Source organism: Blautia sp. 210820-DFI.6.14, from assembly GCF_020558815.1.
GTDB lineage: Bacteria > Bacillota > Clostridia > Lachnospirales > Lachnospiraceae > Blautia_A > Blautia_A obeum.
Window position 1 is genome coordinate 1 of the sequence record NZ_JAJCKS010000015.1, and the last position, 15,993, is coordinate 15,993.

Annotated in this window: 13 protein-coding genes; 3 read left to right on the forward strand and 10 right to left on the reverse strand. The window is 40.5% G+C overall.

All coding sequences use genetic code 11. The annotated features are described in order from the left end of the window. Window positions 1-434: 434 nt before the first annotated feature. Both LI112_RS11330 and LI112_RS11335 read right to left on the reverse strand, forming a co-directional pair. Complete coding sequence (locus LI112_RS11330) at window positions 435-1,055, reverse strand: response regulator transcription factor (protein WP_117739586.1); 621 nt, start codon at window positions 1,053-1,055, stop codon at window positions 435-437. A 40-nt stretch (window positions 1,056-1,095) separates the two neighbouring features. Continuing rightward, window positions 1,096-2,169 carry a sensor histidine kinase gene (locus tag LI112_RS11335; protein ID WP_227190747.1) on the reverse strand — a complete coding sequence of 358 codons (1,074 nt, stop codon included), beginning with the start codon at window positions 2,167-2,169 and terminating at the stop codon, window positions 1,096-1,098. Window positions 2,170-2,510: 341 nt separating this feature from the next. Between LI112_RS11335 and LI112_RS11340 the strand changes: the two genes are divergently transcribed. The 3 genes from LI112_RS11340 to LI112_RS11350 are packed head-to-tail and all read left to right on the forward strand — an operon-like array spanning window position 2,511 to window position 5,753. Next, entirely contained in the window at window positions 2,511-3,440 is a 930-nt protein-coding gene (locus LI112_RS11340) for an ABC transporter ATP-binding protein (protein WP_022388832.1), read from the forward strand. A 53-nt stretch (window positions 3,441-3,493) separates the two neighbouring features. After that, window positions 3,494-4,618, forward strand: a complete 1,125-nt coding sequence (locus LI112_RS11345) for an ABC transporter permease (RefSeq protein WP_227190748.1) — start codon at window positions 3,494-3,496, stop codon at window positions 4,616-4,618. Next, a complete protein-coding gene (locus LI112_RS11350; protein WP_055066463.1) occupies window positions 4,605-5,753 on the forward strand; it encodes an ABC transporter permease in 1,149 nt (382 codons plus the stop codon). Before LI112_RS11345 ends, LI112_RS11350 begins: the two co-directional genes overlap by 14 nt. Before the next feature lie 133 nt (window positions 5,754-5,886). Here LI112_RS11350 and LI112_RS11355 read toward each other — a convergent pair whose 3' ends face one another. The 8 genes from LI112_RS11355 to mnmG form a co-directional block, all read right to left on the reverse strand. After that, window positions 5,887-6,840: an alpha/beta fold hydrolase gene (locus LI112_RS11355; RefSeq protein ID WP_022388835.1), complete on the reverse strand. Its 954-nt coding sequence runs from the start codon at window positions 6,838-6,840 to the stop codon at window positions 5,887-5,889. A 66-nt stretch (window positions 6,841-6,906) separates the two neighbouring features. Next, window positions 6,907-7,932 (reverse strand): low specificity L-threonine aldolase, encoded by a 1,026-nt coding sequence (locus tag LI112_RS11360; protein WP_227190749.1) that lies wholly within the window; start codon window positions 7,930-7,932, stop codon window positions 6,907-6,909. 116 nt (window positions 7,933-8,048) lie between these two features. Beyond that, complete coding sequence (locus tag LI112_RS11365; protein ID WP_227190750.1) at window positions 8,049-9,725, reverse strand: DUF4340 domain-containing protein; 1,677 nt, start codon at window positions 9,723-9,725, stop codon at window positions 8,049-8,051. Beyond that, window positions 9,726-11,249: a GldG family protein gene (locus LI112_RS11370; RefSeq protein WP_227190751.1), complete on the reverse strand. Its 1,524-nt coding sequence runs from the start codon at window positions 11,247-11,249 to the stop codon at window positions 9,726-9,728. A gap of 14 nt (window positions 11,250-11,263) precedes the next feature. Then, the gene (locus tag LI112_RS11375; protein ID WP_227190752.1) at window positions 11,264-12,127 is read right to left on the reverse strand and encodes an ABC transporter permease; all 864 of its coding nucleotides are present in this window, start codon (window positions 12,125-12,127) and stop codon (window positions 11,264-11,266) included. Next, window positions 12,124-13,110, reverse strand: a complete 987-nt coding sequence (locus LI112_RS11380; protein WP_022388840.1) for an ABC transporter ATP-binding protein — start codon at window positions 13,108-13,110, stop codon at window positions 12,124-12,126. The genes LI112_RS11375 and LI112_RS11380 overlap by 4 nt, the downstream gene beginning before the upstream one ends. A gap of 243 nt (window positions 13,111-13,353) precedes the next feature. Further along, window positions 13,354-14,076, reverse strand: a complete 723-nt coding sequence (gene rsmG, locus LI112_RS11385; protein ID WP_022388841.1) for a 16S rRNA (guanine(527)-N(7))-methyltransferase RsmG — start codon at window positions 14,074-14,076, stop codon at window positions 13,354-13,356. Between the two features lie 18 nt (window positions 14,077-14,094). Then, entirely contained in the window at window positions 14,095-15,990 is a 1,896-nt protein-coding gene (gene mnmG, locus LI112_RS11390; RefSeq protein WP_227190753.1) for a tRNA uridine-5-carboxymethylaminomethyl(34) synthesis enzyme MnmG, read from the reverse strand. Window positions 15,991-15,993 lie beyond the last annotated feature (3 nt).

Consider the following 15,993-nt stretch of genomic DNA (forward strand, 5'->3'; position numbering starts at 1 on the left):
TTATTATGGATTACGCAGTCAGAACATCACCAAGTACTTCTGCGAACTCCTGCAGGAAGTTGATGGCAGGATATCTTTTTATTGCTGTTTATACAGATGTCAATGGTTACAGCGGCGAATGGTTATATTATTATCTGACATTTTTTATAAATTTCATCTGTTTTCTATTATTTCAGCAATGGTTTTGTCTCGCACGTAGTAATGTTTTCATCACGCGTACATATGTCTTTTACATTCACCGATTTCACAACACTTATCCACATCTTCACAAAACAATTTTCATAGGAATCCCATTTTCCTCTACTACTTCACATATCTCCTGCACTTCATCCTCCCCGTCCACGGCTCTTCTTTTACTTTTTATACTTTTCACATCTCCAATATGTATATTTTTCTCATAATTATGCATAATATATTCCTGCATTTTTCTTTTTTCAACGATGCTTATAGTAAAAAACAGCTACTTGTGTACGGTCACGGAGCTGCAATTTATCCAGAATTGCGCTCAGATAATTTCTCACTGTCCCTTCTCCCAGGTACATTTCCGCAGCAATTTCCTTATTGCTGTATCCATTTGCAACCAGACGGATGATTTCCTTTTCTTTTTCATTAATTTCACAGACACTATAATCAAAATTTTCCTTCTTTTGAATCAAATCCGGTATTTTAGACACAATTTCCTGTCCAAATACAGTTTGCCCGGAATACACTGCTCTCAATGCCGGCAAAATGCTTGCATAATCCTGTTTCAGCAGATACCCTTTTGCTCCCAGGCGTAACGCTTTCACAATATATTCATCATCAAGGAACGTTGTAAGAAGCAATATATTAGCCTTTGCGTCTGCTTTTAATATTTCAGCTGAAGCCTCGAGTCCATTCATATTCTTCATTCGAATATCCATTAACAAGACATCTGGCTTATATTCTGCATACAGGCATACCGCATCTCTGCCATCGGACCCTGTTGCCAGCACCTGTACGTCTTCATTCACTTCAAGGATTGTTTTCAAAGCCTCTGTAACCAGGCAGTCATCATCTACTATCACTATTTTCATTTCCTGTAAATCCTCATTTTTTCTGCTATTCTGCTCTATTTTATTTCGGAATCACAACAAAAATACGGAATCCTTTTTCGCCATTGATCTGGAGATTTCCATTCAATGTATTTACACGTTCCTGCATATTTTTCAATCCGATTCCTGTTGTATTTTTGTCATAATCTGCGCAGCCTTTTCCATTATCTTCAATGCATAGCTGATATATTGCCGGATGCTCTCTCATAATAATTTTAATCTGTGTCGCAGAACTATATTTCATAGCATTCGATATAGCTTCTTTTACAATGCTGATAAAACAATTTTTTATTTCTCTGGGTATTATTTCGGACATATCGTATTCAAATTCTACATTTTCCATCTTTATGTCCGTTATAATCCCCTTTATTGTTTCTTGAAGATTCACTGCATCATCATGAAGATCATGCACACTTGAGCGGATACTATCCATGGCAGAATTAAGTGAATTATCCAGCCCTTTTAAAAGACTATCCAGATTCTGATCCTTATTTATGGCTCTGGCGGCCCCGGTTAGCAGAATCGTTCTAGACAGCACATGTCCCACATTATCATGGATTTCTCTTGCAATTCGATTTCTTTCACGAAGCGTTGCTGCATAAATTTCGGAATTCTGTTTTTCTGCCAGCGCCTTATTTTTTTCTGACAAAAGAAGTGCTTTTTCTTCTCCTGAATCCACAGTTTTTCGTAATTCAATGTCCATTTTATCGTGCTTATAAGTTTTTCTTTCCAATATAGCCGCAAGCAGACATCCAACCACATATTTTGCCATTATTTCTATGTGCATATCCCCATATTTCCCCAGCAGAATTCCCCCTGCCATACTTATGGCCAGTCCCATCTGCCAGTTTATTTCTTTTATCAGTGCATATATCAGAATCGGATAAAACATTTCTATTTCTGGCACTACAAGTGCCATTAAAGCAAATACTGTACAAACCAAAACTTTTGTACTTTTTCTATGTATGAAATAGATTCCGCAAATCAGGATTACCGCCCAGAGAATCGCAAAAATCAGCGTCCTGTCAGGTTCTTTCCACAAAAGGACTATCAGACTATATATAAACAGTAGTCCCATATCCTGAAAATATCCCATATTCCTCCATTCTAAAGGTTTCTGCAAAAAATTTATTCTCTTTCATTGCCTGTCTTTTATTACGTTTTTCTTTTACATATTTATAATATAACACATTCCAGTATATTCAAAGTGACAAATGTCACCTCTCCATTTTTGTCTCCATTCCGTGACAAATGGTTACTGTTCACTCCGCTCAGTGACAAATGTCATCCTTTTTCTGTGACATCCTGCACTTGGTATTTCACACAATTTATCTTATAGTATAGTCAGGAAGAAACACTTGTCTGCTTCCGGTATTTATGCATATCTGCCCCTGTCAGATACGCATGATTTAAACTTTTTGTATGGAAGGAGTTATTATGATTCATATAGAAAATCTGGTAAAAAGATATGGTGATCTGGTTGCTCTGAATCATCTGAATCTCGATATTCATGAAGGAGAGATTTTTGGTCTGCTTGGCCCTAACGGTTCCGGAAAAACAACCGCGATCAACTGTCTCCTCTCTCTTTTAAAATATGACAAAGGAACGATCGAAGTCTTTGGCCAGCCTATGACCCCTGAGAGTTATCAGGTCAAACAGCAGATTGGCATTGTTTTGCAGAATGTCGCTGTTTTTGACGAATTGACAGTATATGAAAATATCGATTATTTCTGCGGTTTATATGTTTCTGATAAAAAACGCCGCAAAGAACTGGTCAATGAGGCAATTCAGTTTGTCGGGCTCGAAGATTACTGTAAAACCCGCCCCGGGAAACTTTCTGGCGGTCTGCTGCGACGGCTGAATATTGCTTGCGGTATCGCTCACAAGCCTCGTCTGATCATTATGGATGAGCCTACCGTTGCAGTTGATCCGCAAAGCCGTAATAAAATTCTCGAAGGTATCCAGAAACTGAACGAACAGGGTTCCACTATCATTTATACTTCCCACTACATGGAGGAAGTAGAACAGATCTGTACCCGCATCGCAATTATGGACCACGGACGGGTAATTGCATCCGGAACCACTGAGGAACTGAAGAAAATGATCAAAACAGGCGAAACGATCACAGTGGAAGCAATTCTTCTCGAAGAAAAACACCTTCAGGATATCAGGAATCTTTCTCATGTTTTTGATGTGCATTATGAAAATCAGATTCTCTCTCTCCGCTGCACAGGTGCTCAGCATAATCTGATTCGTCTTCTGAACTACCTTCAGAGCCAGGACATTACTTTTGGAAGAGTCTTTTCCGAACTTCCAACTCTGAATGATGTCTTTCTGGAGATTACAGGAAAACAGCTTCGTGATTAATATTTATGTATATTTATACATGAATATGCATAAATTCACAGAAAGGATTTTTTATGCTGCATTTAATAAAGTATAATCTTCTGGTTAAATTACGTAACTTTAATATGACCTTCTGGCCGCTTGTTTTTCCTCTGATTCTTGGTACCTTCTTCTTTTTTGCATTTGGAAACCTGAATGATGCAGATTTTGAGACCGTTCAGGTAGCTATGGTGCAGGAAACCAGCCCTAATCCACTGTTCAGCTTTTACATAGACCAGGTTAAAAAAAGTAATTCAGATCTTCTGAACATTCAGGAGATGGATGAATCTGCAGCGCTTACTGCTTTAAAAAACAAGGAAATCTCTGGTATCTATTACAATGAAATGACTCCGTCTCTGACAGTTAATGCACATGGCATTCCGGAAAGTATCCTTCAGTCTGTTCTGGAAAGTTACAATAACAACCTGCACACGATACAGAATATCCTGAAAAAACATCCTTCCGGAATTCTGGAAGGACTTTCACAGATGGCAGATACCCGCGATCTTGTACAGGAACTTTCCCTGGGTGGAAAAACGATCGATGGTAATTCGCAGTTTTTTTACGCTCTGATCGCCATGGCGTGCCTGTATGGATGTTTTATCGGCTTTGGCGCCGCGATCACGTTACAGGCCAATTTAACAGCTCTGGCGGCAAGACGTTGTGTTACTCCCACCCATAAACTCAAACTGATTTTATCCGAGCAGATTACTTCCTTTCTGCTTGGATATACCGATGTAATTATTTTACTCATTTATCTCAGGATCATACTGAAACTGGATTTTCAGGGACAAATAGGAAAAATGCTTATCATTTCACTGTTCGGAAGCCTGATCGGTGTTTCTGTGGGACTGTTTGTCGGAAGTCTCGGCAAACTGAGTGAAGGTATAAAAGTTGCTGTTATCCTTGCGATTTCCATGGTCTGCAGTTTTCTTGCAGGACTCATGAACAGTAACATGAAAGATCTCGTAGAAAAACATGCTCCGATCATCAACCGCATCAATCCTGCTGCCCTGATTTCGGATGCATTTTACTGTATCAATGTTTACAATGATACAGCCCGCTATTACCGCAATCTTGTCACACTTGCAGTTATGAGCGCTGCTTTTATTATGGCTTCATTTTTACTGATCAGGAGGAATCGCTATGACAGTATTTAAAGGCTATATGAAAATATTAAAAAAGAATATCGGTCTGGTGATCATATATCTGGTTATTTTTTTCTCCGTTGCCATGGCTCTTCAGGCAGCTGCCAGCAAAGAGCATCTGGAAGATTTTGAAAAAGCGCGAGTGGATATTGCCGTTGCAGATAATGATCAGAGTACTCTTTCTCATGCTTTAACAGACTATCTCAAAACAATCCATAATGTTTCTGAGATTTCCAGTGATCCTTCTGTTATGCAGGAAGAGCTTTTTTACAGAAATGCAGAATATATTGTACAGATTCCAAAAGATTTCTATAAAACTTGCATTGTACAGGATAACCCGATTTCCGTCACAAAGATTCCCGGATCCTATACTTCATTTTATGTAGACCAGCAGATCAATGCATGGCTGAATAATGTGCGCACATACATTGCTTCTGGTTTTTCTCAGAAAGAAGCTGCAAAAGCCGCTCTGGAACAGCCTTCTTCCAGGGTTTCCATGTATCAGGACACCGAAACCACTTCCGAAACACCGGCATATACCTATTATTTCCGTTATGTTCCCTATCTGTTTCTGGCTGTTCTGTGCTATTCCATGGGCTATATTCTTCTTGCTTTTCAGAAAGAAGATATCCAAAAACGTATGCAGGCTTCATCCGTTTCCATTCGCCGGCAGAACCTTGAAGGACTGCTTGCCATGTTTACGATCGGAGTCGGTTTATGGCTGATCGCCGTCACAGGTGCAATTGTCATGTATCAGAAAGATCTCCTGGCTTCCGGTGTTCTGACCTATTATCTCCTGAATACCTTTGTGATGATGATGGTCTCGCTGTCTCTGTCTTATCTGCTCGGACTTTTTGTAAAAAACAGCAACATGCTTAATGGACTTTCCAATATTGTTTCTCTTGGCATGTGCTTTTTGTCCGGTGTTTTTGTACCAATGAGTGTTATGGATAAAAAAGTACTTAAAATAGCACAGTTTCTTCCAGTCTACTGGTATGAGGACATCAATGAAACGCTCGCCAGATATCATAGCGTTTCTGGCAATATTGCCACAGATATCTGGAAATCTCTGGGAATCGAAGTTATGTTTGCTCTGGCATTTGTTTCTGTCATTCTGGCTCTTTCGAAATATAAACGGCAGAAGTAGGGCAATGTACCCTCACTTCTCCAGAAAAAAAGAACTCCTGCTCTTGTGTTATTCATCACATTTTACTGTGAAAATCAACATAAGCATGAGTTCTTTCTTTTATCTTTTTTTTCAAGTCGAACAGTCAGCTCTGTCAGAAGAAGATTCCAACCTGCTCCAGAAACTGTTCCGGCACTTCCACATGTGGAAAATGCTTAGTTTCTTTAAGTGTTACAGCTTCAACAGACGGATTGACGTTCTTATATGCTTCTACGATCGCTTCTCCATTGTTCTCAGCTTCGCCTTCAACAATATAAAGACTGTTATCGATTTCTTTCAGTCCGCGGGTAATATCAATATTCATATATTTGGATGCCTTATTTGCATAAACATTCTTTGCATAACAGCCGCCTCTGTGCGCTGCCTCATAATATGCATCCTGCAGGTCTCTGTCCGGATGGAACGGATCAAATGCATAATTCTCAATGAATTCGTTATTAACAGCATCTCTTGATACGACCATGTGATAAACCAATGTTCCAAACACCGGAATTTCCAGACATCTGCGGAGAAGTTTTTCTTTCTTTCCAGGCATCTGTTTCAGACTTGAAAGACTGACCGGATTTACCATCATAATCTTGTTGAACAGATCTTTTTCATTGTGACATGCCATCACAACAAAAGATACTGCATATCCGTTCACGATAACATCTGTCTTCTCTCCGATCACATTTTTAATAAAATCGCAGATAGCCTGTACATAAACAAAGTTTGTATAAGTTATTCCTGACTTCTCAGAACGTCCGCATCCCGGAAGATCCAGGTTATAGACCGTATGTTCCAGTGCAAGATCATCCTCGATCTTACCCCACTCATATCCGGAACCACCCGGAAGCATATCATGGATCAAAAGGATCGGGCTTCCTTTGCCTTTTTTTGTATAATAAATATCACCAAAGCGCCAATGATAATAGTTTCTTACATCAGTGTCCAGCATTTCCTTCAGACAGGCGGATGCTGCGATCACTTTATTTATAATATGAATAGTGGCAGTTGTTGTCATAACCAGTGCTGCTGCAGTCAGCAGACGTTTGCTGTGTTTCTTCATGTTCTACCTCCCTTTTTCCATCACCTGAATATCTATATTATACGATAAAAAAGGTCTTTTTACAATCTATAACAGAGAAAGAAGTTTCTCTACATCTTCCATTCTGGTTGCCCAGCTGGTTGCAAATCGGACTACCGTATGTGTATCATCCTTCTTCTCCCAGAAGCTGAACTGGACATCTTTTTTTAATTCTTCCATCTTACGGTTCTCCAGAACTACAAACTGCTGATTAGTAGGTGAATCTATGTAAAATGTATATCCTTTTTCTTTCAATCCCGCTTTAAGAACGGTAGCTGTTTCGATAGCATTTTTACCAATTTCGAGATAAAGATCATCTGTAAAAAGTGCATCAAACTGTACCCCCGTAAGTCTGCCTTTTGCAAGCAGGGCTCCATGTTGTTTGACTCTTGTAAGAAAATGCTTTGGCATACTGTTTCCGGTAAACACAACAGCTTCTCCACATAAAGCACCTGCCTTGGTTCCTCCGATATAAAATACATCACAGAGTTTCGCAATGTCCTGTAAAGTCACATCTGTTTCTTTACTTACAAGACCATAGATCAGTCTGGCTCCGTCCATAAAAAGAGGAATTTTATATTCCCTGCATACTGCAGAAAGCTCCGTCAGTTCTTTTTTTGTATACAGTGTTCCATATTCTGTCGGATGAGAAATATAGACCATTCCCGGAAATACCATATGCTCATGATTTTCATCACCATAAAATGTCTCAATCAGATTCTTAAGGTCCGCTGCATTGATTTTCCCATTCTTTTCTGGAAGTGTCAGGACTTTATGACCGGTAAATTCAATCGCACCGGCTTCATGTGTACTGACATGTCCCGTCTGAGCCGCTACAACGCCCTCATACGGCTGTAACATCGTATCAATGACAATCTGATTGGTCTGCGTGCCGCCTGTCAGTAAAAAGACTTCTGCGTCCTCACAGCCACATGCCTTCTTGATCTTTTCTTTTGCTTCTTCACAGTAATGGTCGGTTCCATATCCAGGAAGCTGCTCCATATTGGTATCGATCAGGTGCTGAAGGACTTTTTCATGTGCACCTTCTGAATAATCATTTAAAAAATATAACATCTCTGATTCCTCGCTTATTATAAAATCGACTCTATTTTATCACCAGGAAGATTTTTTTACCACTGGCAAACAAAAAAATACCCCGCGAGCAACTCGCGGGGCAGGTTCGTATAAATTTAATTTTCTTCTGTAGCTGTATCGGATGTACTTTCTTCGGCATCTTCCGTATCCGGATTCACCATCTTCTGATAAGCTTCATCCAGATCTTTTACATTCATCTTGTTCACCAGATAAACTTTATCCTCAACTACCGCCGCATAGAAGTTTGTATCATATTCATAATACTTGACCGTAGTTTCTTTTCCGTCTGTATCTTTAAAGATAAAGGTATATGCCGGATCTCCTTCTGGAGTATACTCCTCAGTAAGACGTTCCTGTGCGGTCATGTTGATGAGTTTATTGTAGAAAGTCGTGAATGTGGATTCATCGAGGTCTTCGCCATCTAACTTGTAAGTTGTTGTAGTAGTCTCTTCCTCATCATCAGAAGAACTTTCATCAGAGGAGTCTGTATCTGTGGAACTCTCATCCGATGTTTCTGTACTGCTTTCATCTGTAGTATCAGAATCTGTATCGTCTGTGGTATCTTCATCTTCTGCCTTTACGGTTTCCGTTACAACGTTTATTGTATGATCTCCATCTGCACTCTGTACCTCCAGGGAATCCAGATCATTAACCGATACATAGCTTACAGACAGGTTGTAGAAATCAGACATTGTACTGTCGAGGATATCTGTCAGAGAATCTTTCGTGATCGTGTAAACTTCTTTGCTGTCATCTACTTTCACATAACGGTCATCGCCGGTCTCATCTCCCACATAAATGGTAAGCGTCTTCTCTACCGTCTGTGTTTCCTGTTCATCCTCGGAAGAGTCTTCGTCTGATACATCCGCATCTTCTGAAGTATCTGCAGCCGCTTCATCTGTTGTGCTTTCTTCTGTATCAGCATCTGTGGACTCTTCTGAATCCTCATCGCTCTCTACAGCTTCTTCCTCGGTATACTTCACAGTGATAACTGCATACGGATCGTCAAATCCATACTTGGAATCGTCGGTGCAGTTATAATCTACAAATTTATCGTATGCCAGAGATCCTATCGCTGAAGTTACAGTTCCTGCTTTTGTAGTATCTGCCTTCTCTGTAGTTTTACCATCAGACACATTCCAGAACAGATTGTCTGCATCCTGTGTAAGCTCATAACTATTCTCTTTATCTACTTTAACATCTGTGATCGTAGCGGATGTTACGGATGGAAATGTGCCACTCTCCGCAAAATCATACAAAGTTCCCATAAAAGGCTCTATTGAGCTGCTGGATACCAGATAAACATTTCTATCATCATCCTCTTTTTTCACATAGTACTGATTATTTGAAGATTCCATTCCAATCTGAAGACTTGTATCACCATCAGCTGTTGTCAGCGTAATGGTATTCTGCGGATTATCCAGATCATACTGACTCATATCTTCCACATCGGAAATCTCCTGGTCAGCAGTCAGGGATGCAACTCCCTTTACTGCACTGTCAACCGTGTCCTGATTCACCGGAAAATTCGCATCAGATTTTTCTGTCCAGCTATCATCTTTTTTATCAAATTCTACTTCATTCTGGTCTGCGGTAAATGAAACTGCTGTTATATCATCTGCCTCCAGACTTACCAAATCTACGCTTGTGTCATTCTCTTCAGTTTCTTTTTCTTCCTGTGAGGTAACATAAAAGTTTACGCCTTCATACGCTGCGCACAGCACTCCCAATACGACTACTGCCGAAACCAGTTTGACTGTTTTTTTCTTCATTTATGCCTTTCTCCTTTTCAGCCATACCATAAATCCCATTACCAGGAATACTACCGGGATGATTCCCATTACCATGATCTTCCAGAAGCTTACATCATAAGCAGTCAGTGTCAGATAGGAAATCTGCAGGTTTTTAGATGGAACAGAAATTGTAGAAGTCTCATCGGAGCTGCACATCCAGTTCAGGGAGCTCATGATCATCTGCTCATTTCCACCGGATACCATCTGGTTGATCTGGCTGTCCATCAGATTTGAAGAAGTATAATAAACGATCTGTGTCTCTTTGTCATCATCCAATGTTTCTGTGATACTTACACCGAGATCAAACGGACCATCAATATCATCATCGTTTTTTTCAATCGTTCCACTATTGACATCCACTTTGGAATAAGCACTGTCAGAACTTGTCAGAAGACTGTTGATCGTAACAGTGTCTCTGACGCTGTCCGTCTTTTTGATTCCCTGTGCATAAGGCATCAGTACATAGTAACCTTTGGATGCAAAGTCTGAGATTGCATCAGTACTGTTGACTGTCGGTACCAGATAATAAGGCATCTGCGCATAATGCTGTGAATCGCCTTCAATTACAATACCCTCTGTTCTCTCTACTCCATAGTTCTTGAGAACCGCATCAAAATTATCCATGGATTCTTCTGTATAATCAGAGAAGATCATAGCTTTTCCGCCATTTTCAAGATAATCAATGATCGCATCTTTCTCAGATTCGGAAATATCGGAAGTTGGTGCGTTGATTAGCAGGCACGCAGCATCATCCGGGACACTTTCTTCTGTGATCAGGTTCAGAGATTTAATATCAATATTTGCTTTCTGGATATCTTCCTGAAGAGTAGAATCCAGGTCTTTTTCACCATGTCCATCCAGTGTATAAAGAACCGGAAGGTCTTCGGAAGTTACATAGGAAATAGCACTGTCGATCTGTCCTTCTCCATCGAATCCTGTCGTTGTGGACTGATACGTATTATAATCAATCGAAGATTCATAAATACTGCTGTAATTTACAACTTTGCTTCTGTCACCACATACCACGATCAGGCTGTTTGCAGCAACATCATCACTGGTATATTCTGACGTAAATTTCGGATTTACAACAGGATCTTTCTGTTCTACTTTAATATGATCTGATCCTTCTTCATATTTCTCAAGTAACTTTTTAATTGTTTCATCTTCAGAACCGCTCTGTACGACCTGATAAATGGTCACATCTTTGTCCAGATCTTTCAGGAATTTCTTTGTGTCATCCCCGATACTGTAAAGTTTCTGTTCGCTGACATCCACTTCTGTATATTTAGATGGAAGGGAACCAACGATCATATTTACCACAAGAACGATCACTACAAAAACAGCACTGATAACAACGCTGTAAGAACCGTTCTTGATGTATTTTTTATTCATGGAATCCTTTATTTTCTGTTTTAAAGGTTTCTTTTCTTTTTTGGCTGTCTCTTTTGCCGGATTTTCAATCTTATCTGCTTTCTTTGCTTTCAGTTTTTCCGTAAATTTCATTGTCTCCCACCTCCTTAATTCCAACGTCTCTTGGCAATCGACTGTACAGTCAGGAACAGGCAGACTGCAATCACAGACACGAAATACAAAACGCCTTTGACATCAAAGATTGCATTTGCAAAATTGTCAAAATGGCTGCTCAGGTTAAAGATATCCAGCACTTTCTGAATTCCGCCTGAGAAGAAGCTGGAATTTACAACATACACAATTGCCAGGGCAATCTCACCAACTACACAGATGACTGCTGAGATCAGGAAGTTTTTGATCATTGTATAGATTATGATCACTGCTGCCAGAATCAGAAGTCCAAATGTAACACAGGTAGAAAGTGCTCCTTCTGAGAAGAAAGAGGAAATTCCATTCATCATATAAAAAGCAAACAGAATAACAAATGTCAGTACTGCCGCAATTACCTGACTTTCTGTCAATGAGGAAATAAACACACCAATTGCAAGATTTGCACATCCCAGAAGGAAAAATCCAAGGATCGCAGTGTATGCTGCTCCCAGAGATACTGTTCCGAATTTTGTCATGAGCAGTGGATACAGACACATAATCAGCATCGGAATCGCAAAGATCGTAACCAGTGCAAAATATTTACCAAAAACAATTTTTTCAATAGACACCGGTGCTGTAAGAAGCAGCTGATCTGTTTTCTGTTTACGTTCTTCTGCAAGGACTCTCATGGTAAGGATCGGTACACTGATCAGAAATACAAAGGTCAGTGCACTTAATGTGTACTCAAAACGCGGATATGCTGCTCCAAGCTGATATGCTGAAAAATAAATACCTGTCAGAAGCAGGATAAAAAATATGAACAGGTAACCGAGCATAGAAGTAAGGTAACTTCTCAGCTCCCTTTTATATACTGCGATCATTTATTTTCCCCCTCCTTTTTGTCTGTCTCTTTTTCGTTCTTTTTCTTCTTATCATCTTCAGTCAGTTCAAGGAAGATTTCCTCCAGAGATACTTTCTTCGACTGCATTTCCAGAATTGGGCAGTGCGCATCTGCCATTTTGAAGAACACCTCTTCACGGATATCCATATCCTCTTTTGTAGAAAGCATTACATTCCATGCATGTTCTTCCTTTGCATCCTCTATCTTAATATCTTTGATATCACTGATCTGTCCAAGTGCAATGCGAATATGATCTTTATCACCTTTCACAAGCAGATTTAAGGTATTGGAACCTTCTGCAAGTTTTCCAAGATTCTCAGGTGTATCACTGGCAACCAGTTTTCCATGAGAAATGATCAATACATAATCGCAGACAGCACTGACTTCTGACAGAATATGCGAACTTAAAATAACTGTATGTTTCTTCTTAAGGCTCTTAATCAGATCACGGATCTCAATGATCTGTTTCGGGTCAAGACCTACGGTTGGCTCATCCAGGATGATTACTTCCGGATAGCCAAGAATTGCCTGTGCAAGTCCAACTCTCTGTCTGTAACCTTTGGACAGATTCTTGATCAGACGGTTTTTCATATCGGTAATCTTTACCATTTCCATGACTTCTTCTACCATGGATTTTTTTTGATCTTTTGGGATTTTTTTGAGATCAGCAACGAAATTCATATATTCGCCTACTGTCATGTCGAAATAAAGAGGCGGCATCTCCGGCAGATAGCCGATGCATTTTTTTGCCTGCTCCGGTTCATCCAGTATGTCATGACCATCAATGGTTACCGTTCCCTCTGTAGATGCTATATAACCAGTAATCATATTCATAGTCGTAGATTTACCAGCTCCGTTTGGCCCCAGAAAGCCGTAGATTTTGCCTTTCTCAATTTTAAAAGAAAGGTGGTCAACTGCCGTATGGTCTCCATAGCGTTTGACCAGATTGTTTACTTCAATCACAAGTCTCTCCTCCTTTTTCTTTAAACAGAATATTGTATTCTGCAAATATTTACAAAATAAAAGATGCCTCCAGGTGAAACAGAGATAGGGGGTACCTGGAAGCATCTTCCATCATGAGCCGGCTTTAACGTCTGCTCTGAAAATATTCTATGAGGAAGTTGTGATAAAAATTGGATAAATTTGTGATGATTTTGTGAAAATAAAACGTATTTTTGAAATAGTTTTTCTAAAAACAGTTTCTGTTTATGAAAGAGGCTCTTTCAGTGGTGTTCCTGCCTTACGCGGATAGCGGCCCGGTGTTGGTTTCATTTTCTCGATCACAACGAGAGAACGCTGGATTTCAGAATCCGGAAGATTAAAATAAACTACATCCTGAATCTTGCCGCCGAGGATCTTAACTGCTTTTTCTGCCTGCTGCAGTTCTTCCTGAACCGTTCCAGACTTGTAAGAAATAAAATTTCCGCCCACTTTTACATATGGAAGACAGTACTCAGACAACGTAGCCAGATTGGAAACCGCGCGGGATACGCACAGATCATACTGCTCACGGTATGCTTTATTTTTGGCAAATTCTTCTGCCCTGCCATGAATTGCAGTAATATTTTCCAGTTTCAGAAGAGCAAATGTTTCTTCGAGAAAATTAACTCTCTTCTTCAATGAGTCAAGAAGACAGGCTTCCAGATGCGGAAACGCAATCTTAAGTGGTACTCCCGGAAATCCGGCTCCTGTTCCTATATCCATAATTTTGCTGACTTTTGTCATATCTACTGCCTTCACACAGGCAAGACTGTCCAGGAAATGCTTTACCAGCACTTCCTGAAACTCGGTAATACCAGTCAGGTTCATGACCTTGTTTTTTTCTGCCAGATATTCATAAAAAGCAATAAACTGCTGTTTCTGTGTATCATTCAGAGCAATTCCGAGTTCTTCACACCCTTGCTCCAGTACTTTCAGATCATAAGACAATATTATATCCTCCTATTCTCAGGAATTTGAATTTCTTCTGTATTGTTCAAGATAAACCAGCAGTACAGAGATATCCGCAGGAGATACGCCTGAAATACGAGATGCCTGTCCAATAGAGATTGGACGGTATTCTTCCAGTTTCTGCCTTGCTTCGATACGAAGACTGCCAACCTTTTCATAATCCAGGTCTTCCGGAATTTTCTTTGCTTCCAGTTTTTTGAACTGCTCTACCTGCTTCAGCTGTCTCTTGATATATCCTTCATATTTCAGATTGATCTCTACCTGCTGCTTCACATCCCATGAAAGCTCCGGTCTTTCTTTGTCAATTGGTGCCAGATCTTCATAGTTCAATTCCGGTCTGCGGATCAGTTCTGCAATCGTTGTTCCGGATTTCAGAAGTGTACTTCCTTTTTCTTCCAGCAATTTCTGGACCTCCGGTGTTCCGCCGATCGTTGCATGTTCGGTACGCTCGATTTCTTTCTGAATTGCCTCTTCTTTTCGAAGAACTGCCTGATATGTTTCTTCATCGATCAGACCAACCTGATATCCTTTTTTACGGAGACGAAGATCTGCATTATCCTGTCTCAGCAGAAGACGATATTCTGCACGGCTTGTCATCATTCGATACGGTTCATGGTTTTCTTTTGTAACCAGGTCATCGATCAGTACTCCAATATAAGCTTCGGAACGGTCCAGAACCAGCTGTTCCCGGCCTTTTACCTCCATGGCTGCATTGATTCCGGCAATCAGCCCCTGTGCTGCTGCTTCTTCATATCCGGAGCTTCCGTTAAACTGTCCGCCACTGAACAGACCTTTGATCTTTTTGAATTCCAGCGTCGGATACAGCTGCCGTGGATTGATGCAGTCATACTCAATTGCATAGGCATTCTTAACAATCTTTGCATGTTCCAGTCCCGGAACAGAATGGTACATTTCATCCTGTACATCTTCCGGAAGAGAACTGGACATACCTCCAATATACATTTCATTCGTATAAAGTCCTTCTGGTTCAATAAATACCTGATGACGTTTTTTATCCGCAAAACGAATGACCTTGTCCTCGATAGATGGACAGTATCTCGGTCCGGTACCTTCAATCATACCGGAATACAATGGCGAACGGTCCAGATTATTACGGATGATCTCATGCGTTTTTTCGTTTGTATAAGTCAGCCAGCAGGACTTCTGCTGGATCTGTACAGACTCCGGATCCGTTGAAAATGAGAATGGAACTACTCTTTCATCGCCAAACTGCTCTTCCATTTTGGAATAATCGATCGTATTTCCGGCAATTCGTGCCGGTGTTCCTGTCTTGAAGCGGAACATCTCGATTCCAAGCTCTTTGAGTGAATCTGTCAGATAATTGGCCGCCTGCAGTCCATTTGGTCCGGTATAATTGCTGACATCACCGTAGATACATCTTGCTTTCAGGTACGTTCCTGTGCAGAGTACAACTGCCTGGCAGTGATAAACTGCACCTGAATAAAGCTGCACTCCTGTAATTTTGCCTTCTTCCACGAGAAGCTTTGTGACTTCTCCCTGTTTAATGGTCAGATTTTCCTGATTTTCCAGAGTCTTTCTCATCTCTGTGCTGTAGGCCTGTTTGTCTGCCTGTGCTCTCAGTGAATGGACTGCCGGTCCCTTGGAACTGTTCAGCATCTTTGACTGAATAAAAGTTTTGTCGATATTTTTTCCCATCTCTCCGCCAAGCGCATCCAGTTCTTTTACCAGATGTCCCTTGGAGCTGCCGCCGACATTCGGGTTACATGGCATTAAGGCAATACTGTCTACGCTTACCGTGAACATTACTGTATCCAGTCCCAGACGTGCACAGGCAAGTGATGCTTCACAGCCTGCATGTCCCGCTCCTACTACAACAATATCACAGGTTTTTTCCAGTGTTTTTGTCTCCATTAT